Raw genomic sequence first — 9,037 nt, 5'->3', positions numbered from 1 at the left:
TCCGGCATCGCGCACCTGCACAACATCCTCCTCGCCAACTGACCGGCAACACCAGCCCCACCAACCACAACACGAGTTACGAGACATCCCTTAGGACCCGATCACCCCACAACCAAGATCATCCGCTCAAACCTCGACAGGGCACGATCATTCTGAAGCCGCGACTGTGCGGGCGTCCCGGAACTGGTCGACCCCACACGGTGGCCTCCTGATCTCAGGCACGTGTCGCTCTCAGCCTTCGGCCGGCGCGAGTGGAAGCATCAGCGAGATGAGAGCGACGCTTCTACGAATCCGGATCGTTTGCTCGACGGTTGGCCTAGCCGCGCTGCTCGCGGCCGTCCTCATGATGCTGTTGCCGCTGCCTGCCCAGGATCTCGGTGCGCCACAGGGGCCCCTTTACTGCGGTCCGGGTGCCTCATCCGACAACACGTTACAGATCATGCTGGATCCCGGGGCCGTGAACCAGGACAGCTCGCCTCTACCCGAGGCAGGCCGGTCGCCTGAGGAAACGCGCGCACGCTGACCGCGGAAGACCAGTCCGAAGAGGACGGTCTGGATCCGCTGGAGCGCGTCACCTGCCGCACTCACCGCCGCTGGCTGCACGACTGCGTCGCGTCACCGCTGCACGTCGTCATCATCACCGGCACCCGCTGGTGCCGCGCCTGCCGCGCCAGCCTCGCCGCCGCGCACGACCGCTGAACCGATGCCGCGCAACCGGTTGTACCGCAGCGGTGTCCACGAGCACGAGGACTTCCCGGCTATCGAAGCCGCTCGTCATCTCGCCGATCCGTCGGTGACGCTGTGGCTCGACTTCGACGCTGCCACCGCGCAGGATCTGGCCGCGCTCGCCACCGACCTCGGGCTGCACCCGCTGGCCGTGGCCTCCGTGCTTTCCGAAGCGACCGGGACGCCGTCGGTCATGCGCACGGTGTACGCAGCGAGGAACGAGTGCCGGTCATAGCGGACGAACTGTGGGCGCTGGTGGTCCTCGTCGACTGGGACACCACACCCGAACTGGCCAAGAGCGGCACCCGGTTCCTGCTGCACGGCCTGCTCGACTACGTCGTCGACGACCTCTCGTTCGCCGACCACGTCGACCACGCGGAGCTGCAGCGCCGGTCCCTGCGGTTGCGCCGGAGCCTCAGCCGCCTGCAGCACCTGGCCGTGCTGATGCGGAGGTCGCCGCCTCGCTGATGCGCCGCAACGACACGCGGTGCCGACCGCGATCACCGGGTTCTACGGCCAGAACAACCCGTATCCGGGCTTCGGCTCGGCTGCGGGCATGTCGGTGTCGACGCCGGCCATTCTGATCATCTCGGCGGCGCTGTATGCGCTGTTCAAACGCGACTTGCTTTGACGGCGTACCGGCGCCACAGCACCTTGTTTGCCTCCACCACCCCGAACGCCGCCACCGCGGCACCGAGCACCCACAGCCAGGACGAGAGTCCCATCGGCGTCGTATGGAACCACGTGTTCATCACCGGCACGCGCACCGGTGGCGTAGCCGAGCCCCGCGGTCCGGTTCAGGAAGTCCGACATCGTCGTGCCCGCCGTGCTCGTGGCGAGGATCACGGTCCAGTACAGCGCCGGGTGGAAGCTCTTCGCCGCCAGTTGCGTCACCAGGCTCGCCACGAACAAGCCGGTCAGGATCAGCGAGCTGGCTAGGTAACCCACCCGCAGAGTCTGGGCGAGCAGGTCGCCGGCCGTCTCGCCCAGCGTGGTGGCGGCGATCTTCATGATCCAGAACACGGCGGTGATCCGCGGGAGCTTGTTCATGATCGTCATTCCAGCGTGCCCGCGACGACCACCGGGCACCTGTCAGCCCATCCGGTGAAGCTGTGGACGCGGCCGTCCCGCCCGGTCCGGCGACCACCTTTCACATGGCGTCGGTCCGGGCGACGTCCTTGCGGGTGACCGAGAGATAGCCGACGACCGCGAAAATCGCCACCAGCAGGGCGAGACTGACCGGTCCGGTGCCGAGGTCCAGTCCGCCGCGTCCGGCGGGCACGCCCATCCAGTCCGCGAACGACGCGCCCAGCGGGCGGGTGAGGACGTAGGCGGACCAGAAGGCGAAGACGGCGTTGAGGCCGAGCCACCGGCGAGCCAGCGGCGGGAGCGCGATCAGCACCGCGAAGGCCACCCCCGACCCGAGATATCCGAGGTGCAGCGTCGTCGCCGTCAGGTCTCCCGCGGCGGTGCCGAGCGCGAAGGTGGTGACGACCGCGAGCCAGTAGAACAGCTCCCGGCGGAATGTGGTGATGCTGTGGATCGCCAGGGTCTTCTCGGTCGCGTACCAAAGTCCGAAAACCGCGGCCAGCGCCACGGCGAAGAATACGGTCGACACGGCATACGGAATACCGAAACCGACATGCAGGACGTCGGCTGCCATCGTGCCGAAAACACTCACCAACACCACGGCCGCCCAATACAGCCACGGAATGTAGAACCGGGCCCGAAACTGCGCGGCCAGCGCGATCGCGAGCGCACATCCGGCCAAGCCGACCGCGATCACCGGGTCCATCAGATGGGCCAGGAAGTCCGACGTGGTCTCGCCCATACCGGTCGTCAGGACCTTGACGACCCAGAAGTACATCGTCACTTCGGGAACCTTGACGGCCATCCGGCGCGGTGCCGTCCGGGAATCGCCGAGCCGGATCTGACCAGTTGTCATGGCGGAAATCTTGGCACACGAGCAAACCGGCACATCGGCGACCTCGACCGGTTCCCGATTTCCGCCGTTTGCCGAGTATGCCGGATTTTTCGCACGGAGAGTTAGCCCCGGGAAAACCGGCAGCTACCGGCGCGGCTTCTCGCGGCCGGGTGCATCCGCGGCGACGCCCGACAGCCGCCGAAGGAAACGTCGCAGTGGCCCCGACCAGATAGCCTGGATGGGGCAGTTCTTGCCGCCGGGTAGTGCGATTTTCCTACGGACGGGCAGCCAGGCGCCACGTCTGGTCTTCGGCGCGCAGGAGACCGGGCCCCAAGCTCCGCCAGTCCGGACCACGGGCCGGCGGAGCCGCCCGGTCCGCCGTCACCTCCCCTGCGTGCGGTGCTCGACCAGCCAAGCTGCCACGGCGCGCAGCTTCCGGTTGGCCCGCTGTGAGGTGTGCACCAGCATCGCGAACGCCTCCCCGGCGTCGATCCCGTGGCGTTCCATCAGGATGCCTTTGGCCGTGCCGATCACGTCCCGCGTGGTGATTGCCGCTCGCAGGCCGCGTTCGGTCTCGGCGCCGGCCAGGGAGGTGGCCAGCCACCGCCGCGGCGGATCGCGGTGCGCCGCAATCAGCGCCGGCAAATCGTCGAGTCGCCATAGGCGCAGCCGCAGGGCAGCTGCCGACTCGGTCTGCGGTACGGACAGGATGATCGTCACGGTCGTTCATTCTGCGCTGCCAGGCAGCCAGCCTGGATCACGATCGACCTGACGCCACCCACGCACGACGTGAGCACACCACCATCCCCCGAGCAGCCCCTGGAACACGCCACCCACGCCCTGAGTCTCTACCAGCCCCTCAACCAACCGCTGCGGGAAGCGGACGCGCTCAATCAGGTGGGTTGGCACGAGGCCCGGCTCGGCCAGCATGGACAAGCCCACGCCCACCACACCGGCCAGCACATCCAGGCCCTCAGCTACTACCAGCAGTCACTCGCCCTGTGCGGCCACATTGGCGACACCTTCAACGAAGCCGACGTCCTCGACCGGCTCGGCCAAGCCCACGCCGCCCTCGGCCAGCACAACCACGGCCGCCGCTCCTGGCAACAAGCCCTCGACCTCTACCGGCAACAAGGCCGCGACTCTGACACCAAACGCGTCCAACGGCAACTCGACGAACTCGACGACCTGAGCGACGCCAGCCGCGGGCTGGACGACCAGTGACCTGGGCGGCGTCGGGTGACGAAATGCCACGGACTTGAGACTGATCATGGGTGACATCGGCGCGAGACAACCAAGAGACCCCAGGTCACACAAGATCGACATGTCATGCGCGGTGAGAACCTACAGCTCGGTGTAGGATCCCAAAGTCGTTGACACTTTTCCAAAATCTTGGCATTTTATGGCACCAGTGCCATTGGCATTGATCGTTACTCGATACGGCTGGGCCCGTTCGAGCGGGATTCCGCGACGCGCGGTTGTCGATCGGTCTGCGGAACGCCAGGTTGCGGTGTAGCCCTGACGCCGTCGAGCAGCTCCCCCACGACGGGGAGCGTCGTGACGGCCGTGTCGAACGCCTGTCGGCATCTGTTCGAGTGCGGTTTCCGCGCCCGGTAACCATTGGGGTGGTGTGCACGATTGCAGGGGTGCCCGGCATCGCGAGCAGAGGTGACCGACATGGTGCGTGGCGGCAGGCCGATGACAGTTCCAGTCGATGGCGCGACCCGTCAGGGGCTCTACGGCGGGCTGCTGCTCGGCGCGGCCGAGATGACGGTGCTGTTCGTCAGCAACCTGGCCCTGCCGGCAGCCGCGCACCAGTGGACCAGCAGCGACCCCATCGGCTATGGGCTGCTCGCGCTGTACGCGGCCGGGTTCGTGCTGATCGGGGCCCGCGGGGAACGGCGGGGCGGGACCCGTTGGGCGGGAGCGCGCGCCGGAGCCGTGGCCGGATTCGTCGTTGCGACACTGTTCGTGGTCACGTTCTACGTCTTGTTCAACGTGTTCTACACGACGATAATCCAGCGTCCGAGTCACCTGGGTGCCACGCACGCGTCGCTGAAGGTCATGCTGCTCGGCTTGGTGTTCGTCGTGCCGATGCTGGTTACGCCGATCGCCACCCTACTCGGCGAGCTCGGCGGCTTGTTCGTCGCGGCACGGCGCAGATGGCGATCCGCTGACCGCAGCGGCATGGCGGCCCGCGGACGTTAGGTGCGCCCACTGAGTCGGATCGATTAGTGATGAGACCGACTACCGTGCTCACCAGAGTCGACAGACCGACGGCCGGGATAGCCTTCACACTGGCCCCCCTTCGTTGCCCAGCCGCCGGGCCGTTCGAGTGAGTCGCGACTGGAGCTGGCGCGGTTGTTGTTCGCGGACTTCGACCGGTCGGTGCGCGGCATCTTCGCGCAGCATTCCTGCTGCAGAACGACATCGACGGCCGACGCTCGCCGGCATGTACCGACTACCTTCTGCTGACCGACTCCGTCCCCATCATCGTGGACGCGAAGCCGAAGCGCCGGATCTCGAACCCTGACCTGCTTTCGTGATGGCGTGGACACGACGGGCAGTCGAAGCCCGCGGGTGGTTGTACGAAGTGTGGTCGGAGCCCCCGCCGATCGAGATGGCGAACGTGAGGAAATGGCAGAGAAATTCGATAGAAAACAGGGCCTTTCGCCTCTGGTTGCAGAATTGCGGTTCCTTCCTCCGGCGTGGACGGGCGGGATTCGCGCACGCCGCGGGTGGCCATCGAGCGCGACGGCCGATTGTTGCGGTCCGCCCGGTCATGAGGTGTTCATGAAGGCGGTCACCCCGTCGCTGTCCTGGCGCCGGCAGGCTGACCGGTCATGCGAGAAGGTTTTCACGACGATCTGCTGCGGCTGATCGGACAGCTCGCCGGAATGTGCGACGCGGCCGCAGCCGCGGTCCGGGACGCCACCAGCGCGCTGGTGAACGCCGATCTCGCCCTCGCCCAGCAGGTCATCGCCGCCGACGACGCGCTCGACGCGCAGCGTGCCGGTGCGAGGAAGAGGCCTACGCCCTGCTGGCGTTACAGGCCCCCGTCGCCGGGGACCTGCGCCGGGTCCTGGCGGTCGTGTACTCCGCGGAGAAGATCGAACGCATGGGTGACCTGGCCGCGCACATCGCCGACACCGCCCGCTTCGCCCACCCCGGCCCCGCCGTCCCGGCCGACCTGATGCCGACGTTCGAGCGAATGGGCCGGCTGGACGCCGACATCGCCCGAACGCGTCGCCGCCCAGATCCGCACCCGGAACGGTCGGCTTCAGCGAACTCCGCGACGCCGACGAGGCCCTCGACGCCCTGCACGCCGACCTCCTGACCGGCATCACCGGCGGGAACTGGCACCACTACCAGCGGGCCGCGGTCACCGCGGCACTGACCACCCGCTTCTACTACGAGCGCTTCGCCGACCAAGCCGTCTCCGTCGCCAAGCGCCTCGAATTCGCCACCACCGGAGACCTGGGGCAATAGCACGCGCTTGTCGGTTGAGCGTGGCGAGTAACGGGGCCTGTCGCGCCGGCGACTTGCTGGCTGTGGGTTCCCTGCCGGGTGATTGGTCTCGCGCGATCTACCCGTACGGTCTGCTGTGCGGGTTCCTGATGTCGGTGGCGGAGTATCTGATGCGGCACTGGGACGCGCCGGGCCCGATGATCGCCGTTGTGCTGTTCTTCCCCTACTACGTCGGGACGGGGTTTCTGGCCGGACGGCGTGGTGGTCTCGAGTCGGCCGTGACGACCGGCGCGGTGACCGCGCTGACCGGGCACATCGTGGTGTTCCTGCTGACGGTGCTCTACACCCTCATCAACGGCACGTGGCTGGGCGCGCTGACCTGGTTGGGAATCGGGGTGTCCTTGGTGCTGGCCACGGCGTTCCTCGGGGCGGTGGCAGGCGTGGCGGGCGGCATGGTCGCCAAGGTCATCAAGTCGATTCAGTCGTGAACCGTCCAGCGGGTGTGCCGGCGTCGACGGCGTGTTCTACTGCGCCGTGCAGGTCGGCGAAGGCATCGAGCAGGTCGATGACGTACGTGCCGCAGCCAGGAACCTGCGGGTGCTTGGGGAGGTAGAACATCAGGGGCTGGGCGGTCGTGATGAACTGGCCGTCCGTGGGCTCGGCAGGTCAGGGACACGGGATGGAGCGTGGCCGGGCGGTCGCAGCCGAGGAATGTCACGAGTTTGAGACTGATGTTGGCGACATCTCCGTGAGACAACAAGCAAGGCCACAGGTCACTGAAGATCAACATGTCAAGCGCGGTGACACCCTACAACGGGTTGTAGGACCTCACGGCTGACTTCATTTTCTCAGCAGTGTTTCGTCTCATTGGCCAGCTGAGGGTCGAACCACCTTGTGATCGCTTCGGTGAGCCCGTCGGTGCCTGCCCAGGCCACGTAGCCATCCGGGCGGATCAGCAGAGCATCGGCGCCGCGCACCAGCCTCGGTCGTGAGTGGCAGATCGGGAACCAGGCGACCGACCAGGGGATGATCCGCTGTGCCGCATCGAGTCTCGGTGCCGTGCAGCAGGCCAGCGAGGTGCCGCAGCGGCTGCTCATAGGTGAAGACCTCGGTGAGCAGTGCGCGCAGGGCCTTGCCGTCCTCGCCCTCCAGACGGTCGAGCGCCGCCTGGGCACGGGTCTGCAAGAGGGCACGTTCGGCGGCGGGGCGTCGTTCGGACTCGTAGGTGTCGAGCAGGTCCTCCGGGCCCCGGTCGTGCAGCCCGGCGGCGAGTTTCCAGCCCAGGTTGATCGCGTCCGTCATGCCGATGTCGAGGGACGAGCCGCCCGCAGGGAACAGGTGGGCGGCGTCCCCAGCCAGGAACACCCGGTCCGCCCGGTAGCGCTCGGCCAGCCGGGCCTGGGCCACCGTGCCGGACAGCCAGGTGGGCTCGCCCAGCGGTAGGCGTTCCTTTCGCCCGCACGCCCACAATGTGCACGCCAGGCTGGAGTGCGGTGACAATCAGCCGCCCGCCCCGGGTGCGGTTCCAGCCGGGTCGCAGCCCGCCAATGTCGGGGCTGGTGAACACATCGGTCTCCGCGTCAGTGGTGAAGTGACCGAGCCGCAACACCTCGTCGTCCGTCGTGCCCGGGAAGTCGATGCCCGCGAGCTCCCGGACTCGGCTGCGACCCCCGTCGCAACCCACCACATAGCGGGCGTCCAGACGGAAGTCCGCACCCTCGAGGGTGACGCCGGTCTGGTGCGGGGTGAGCGCGGTCAGCTCGTGGCCCCACCGGATCCGCACCCCAGCTCGGCCGCGCGCTCGCCCAGCAGCCGCTCCAGCCGGGGCTGCTGGATCATCAGCATGCGCAGCGGGATGCCGTCCACTCCAGCAAAAACGCAGCGGGACCGAGCCGAACGGAAACCCCGGCGGGACACCGCAGAACGGGCTACCCGCGCTCAGTGGAAGGGTTCCGGCCGGTGATGACCGCGACAGCAGTACGCAGCAAGAAGGAAACACAGGAGAGAAGGGATAGGGCGCATCATTGGATCGCCCGCAGCGGCTGGGCAGTAGCGCCGCGCGGGTACCGCAGTCCCATCAGATTGGCAGGTGGTTCTCGGTTACGAGTCAGCGATCGCCGCGTCATCGGCTTTCCGGCCGGACGCGAGTACAGGAAGCCGGCGGTCGCGCCGGTTGACAATGGTGAAACCCAACCCCTGGGACCCCGGGTGCCGTACGCGGCGCCCGGGGTCCCTTGTGATGTGGAGGTGGCATGATCCCTGACCAATACGACCCGGCCGCACCGCGAACGGCCGACAAGTTCGACGACGAGAACTAACCCGGCTACACCATGGGCCGAGCCGCCGAGATGCTCGGCACGACCCAGAACTTCTTGCGCAGCCTCGACGAAGCCGGCCTGATCACCCCACAGCGCTCCGCTGGCGGGCACCGCCGCTACTCTCGCCACCAGCTGCGCGTCGCCGCGCGGGTACGCCATCTCGTCGACGAGGGCACGGCCATCGACGCCGCTTGCCGCATCATCTCCCTCGAAGACCAGCTCCACGAAGCCCAACGACGCAACACCCGTCCCCAACCCGCCGACAGCTGAGCCGCGAGGTGCGCCACCGAGACCCGCGGGTGGCACACCTCGATCGCTCAATCCGGATCCGGCCGAGCAGTCAAGCTCCGCACGCCCGAACTGAAGACCGCTACCAGCGGCACAGCGAGCAGAGCGCCGACGACGCCCGCGACGACGAGCCCGGCAGCGAGGGCGAGGACGACGGCAAGCGGATGCAGCCGGACCGCCCGCCCGAGCAGCAGTGGTTGCAGGACATGGCTTTCGATCTGCATGACGCCGACCACGACGGCGAGCACGATGACAGCCGACAACGCGCCCTTGGTCACCAGGGCCACGAGGACGGCGACCGCGCCGGCGATCA

11 protein-coding genes and 4 pseudogenes are annotated in these 9,037 nt (G+C 67.6%); 8 read left to right on the top strand and 7 right to left on the bottom strand.

Annotated elements, in window-relative coordinates; translation table 11 throughout:
* The first annotated feature begins 703 nt into the window (after positions 1 to 703).
* Positions 704 to 961 carry a hypothetical protein gene (locus ACZ7OH_RS51785; protein ID WP_470287718.1) on the top strand — a complete coding sequence of 86 codons (258 nt, stop codon included), beginning with the start codon at positions 704 to 706 and terminating at the stop codon, positions 959 to 961.
* Complete coding sequence (locus ACZ7OH_RS51780) at positions 949 to 1,194, top strand: hypothetical protein (RefSeq protein ID WP_470287717.1); 246 nt, start codon at positions 949 to 951, stop codon at positions 1,192 to 1,194. The genes ACZ7OH_RS51785 and ACZ7OH_RS51780 overlap by 13 nt, the downstream gene beginning before the upstream one ends.
* Positions 1,195 to 1,236: 42 nt before the next feature.
* On the opposite strand, the gene ACZ7OH_RS51775 is transcribed toward ACZ7OH_RS51780, so the two are convergent.
* The 3 genes from ACZ7OH_RS51775 to ACZ7OH_RS51765 all read right to left on the bottom strand — a co-directional run bounded on the left by ACZ7OH_RS51775 (position 1,237) and on the right by ACZ7OH_RS51765 (position 3,370).
* Positions 1,237 to 1,776, bottom strand: coding sequence for a COG4705 family protein (locus ACZ7OH_RS51775; RefSeq protein WP_470287716.1), 540 nt, complete (start codon positions 1,774 to 1,776; stop codon positions 1,237 to 1,239).
* Between the two features lie 100 nt (positions 1,777 to 1,876).
* Positions 1,877 to 2,620: a COG4705 family protein gene (locus ACZ7OH_RS51770; protein WP_470287715.1), complete on the bottom strand. Its 744-nt coding sequence runs from the start codon at positions 2,618 to 2,620 to the stop codon at positions 1,877 to 1,879.
* Between the two features lie 411 nt (positions 2,621 to 3,031).
* Positions 3,032 to 3,370, bottom strand: a complete 339-nt coding sequence (locus ACZ7OH_RS51765) for an ANTAR domain-containing protein (RefSeq protein ID WP_470287714.1) — start codon at positions 3,368 to 3,370, stop codon at positions 3,032 to 3,034.
* Positions 3,371 to 3,439: 69 nt separating this feature from the next.
* Here ACZ7OH_RS51765 and ACZ7OH_RS51760 point away from each other — a divergent pair, with 69 nt between their 5' ends.
* The 5 genes and pseudogenes from ACZ7OH_RS51760 to ACZ7OH_RS51740 all read left to right on the top strand — a co-directional run bounded on the left by ACZ7OH_RS51760 (position 3,440) and on the right by ACZ7OH_RS51740 (position 6,606).
* Positions 3,440 to 3,874 carry a tetratricopeptide repeat protein gene (locus tag ACZ7OH_RS51760; RefSeq protein ID WP_470287713.1) on the top strand — a complete coding sequence of 145 codons (435 nt, stop codon included), beginning with the start codon at positions 3,440 to 3,442 and terminating at the stop codon, positions 3,872 to 3,874.
* Between the two features lie 444 nt (positions 3,875 to 4,318).
* Positions 4,319 to 4,858 (top strand): hypothetical protein, encoded by a 540-nt coding sequence (locus ACZ7OH_RS51755; RefSeq protein WP_470287712.1) that lies wholly within the window; start codon positions 4,319 to 4,321, stop codon positions 4,856 to 4,858.
* Between the two features lie 691 nt (positions 4,859 to 5,549).
* A pseudogene (locus tag ACZ7OH_RS51750) lies at positions 5,550 to 5,741 on the top strand (hypothetical protein); the annotation flags it as partial.
* 27 nt (positions 5,742 to 5,768) lie between these two features.
* A complete protein-coding gene (locus ACZ7OH_RS51745) occupies positions 5,769 to 5,987 on the top strand; it encodes a hypothetical protein (protein ID WP_470287719.1) in 219 nt (72 codons plus the stop codon).
* Between the two features lie 301 nt (positions 5,988 to 6,288).
* Positions 6,289 to 6,606, top strand: a complete 318-nt coding sequence (locus tag ACZ7OH_RS51740; protein ID WP_470287711.1) for a hypothetical protein — start codon at positions 6,289 to 6,291, stop codon at positions 6,604 to 6,606.
* Positions 6,607 to 6,966: 360 nt separating this feature from the next.
* On the opposite strand, the gene ACZ7OH_RS51735 is transcribed toward ACZ7OH_RS51740, so the two are convergent.
* The 3 genes and pseudogenes from ACZ7OH_RS51735 to ACZ7OH_RS51725 form a co-directional block, all read right to left on the bottom strand.
* A complete protein-coding gene (locus ACZ7OH_RS51735) occupies positions 6,967 to 7,215 on the bottom strand; it encodes an aromatic-ring hydroxylase C-terminal domain-containing protein (RefSeq protein ID WP_470287710.1) in 249 nt (82 codons plus the stop codon).
* Positions 7,216 to 7,363: 148 nt separating this feature from the next.
* Positions 7,364 to 7,525: pseudogene (locus tag ACZ7OH_RS51730) on the bottom strand (FAD-dependent monooxygenase); the annotation flags it as partial.
* 247 nt (positions 7,526 to 7,772) lie between these two features.
* Positions 7,773 to 7,901 (bottom strand): annotated as a pseudogene (locus tag ACZ7OH_RS51725) (FAD-dependent monooxygenase); the annotation flags it as partial.
* Between the two features lie 469 nt (positions 7,902 to 8,370).
* On the opposite strand from ACZ7OH_RS51725, the pseudogene ACZ7OH_RS51720 reads away from it, so the two are divergent.
* Positions 8,371 to 8,706 (top strand): annotated as a pseudogene (locus ACZ7OH_RS51720) (helix-turn-helix domain-containing protein).
* A 47-nt stretch (positions 8,707 to 8,753) separates the two neighbouring features.
* On the opposite strand, the gene ACZ7OH_RS51715 reads toward ACZ7OH_RS51720, so the two are convergent.
* Positions 8,754 to 9,037: AI-2E family transporter (locus ACZ7OH_RS51715; RefSeq protein ID WP_470287709.1), on the bottom strand; the 284-nt coding region annotated here is incomplete at its 5' end.

It is taken from the genome of Amycolatopsis sp. NPDC114478 (assembly GCF_055633805.1).
This window is presented reverse-complemented; position numbering and strand designations above follow the sequence as displayed.

What these genes read in the sequence shown, in the direction of transcription:
- ACZ7OH_RS51785 (WP_470287718.1), top strand. Translation starts at nt 704, where the DNA reads ATGCCGCGCAACCGGTTGTACCGCAGCGGTGTCCACGAGCACGAGGAC.
- ACZ7OH_RS51775 (WP_470287716.1), bottom strand. Translation starts at nt 1,776, where the DNA reads ATGAACAAGCTCCCGCGGATCACCGCCGTGTTCTGGATCATGAAGATC.
- ACZ7OH_RS51770 (WP_470287715.1), bottom strand. Translation starts at nt 2,620, where the DNA reads ATGGCCGTCAAGGTTCCCGAAGTGACGATGTACTTCTGGGTCGTCAAG.
- ACZ7OH_RS51745 (WP_470287719.1), top strand. Translation starts at nt 5,769, where the DNA reads ATGGGTGACCTGGCCGCGCACATCGCCGACACCGCCCGCTTCGCCCAC.
- ACZ7OH_RS51740 (WP_470287711.1), top strand. Translation starts at nt 6,289, where the DNA reads ATGCGGCACTGGGACGCGCCGGGCCCGATGATCGCCGTTGTGCTGTTC.
- ACZ7OH_RS51735 (WP_470287710.1), bottom strand. Translation starts at nt 7,215, where the DNA reads ATGAGCAGCCGCTGCGGCACCTCGCTGGCCTGCTGCACGGCACCGAGA.